This window comes from Bacillus sp. mrc49, from assembly GCF_002803435.1.
In genome coordinates, this window is sequence record NZ_PHNG01000333.1 from 1 (window position 1) to 356 (window position 356).

The window sequence follows — 356 nt, forward strand, 5'->3', positions numbered from 1 at the left end:
GTCAGCCTTGCCGCAAGCGGCGGAAATATATCGAAAACCCGAAGCCATTCGAAGTTGGCAGGCTCTAGGTGCTTCATGCCTTTTCCATAATTGCTGACGGAACTTAAATATTCAACATGCAGGCCATATTCCGTTTTATCCACCTTATAGCTGGGGACGATCTGGTTGTTACGGTCAGCGAAGCTTTCCGAATGAACCCAAGCGAAGTGGGACACATCCAAGAAACCTTCCATCTGCCGGCCGGCAGAGCCGGCAATGTCAATGGAAGGCGGAAGGATATTCAAATATCCCTCATCCTCCCACGCAGGCAATTCCGGAATGTCTTCTTCATCACTCGCACTCGATGTCCATACCAA

The 356-nt window shown here is 50.0% G+C and carries 1 pseudogene; it reads right to left on the reverse strand.

Annotated elements, in window-relative coordinates:
• Positions 1-356 (reverse strand): annotated as a pseudogene (locus CVN76_RS02220) (aromatic ring-hydroxylating dioxygenase subunit alpha); the annotation flags it as partial.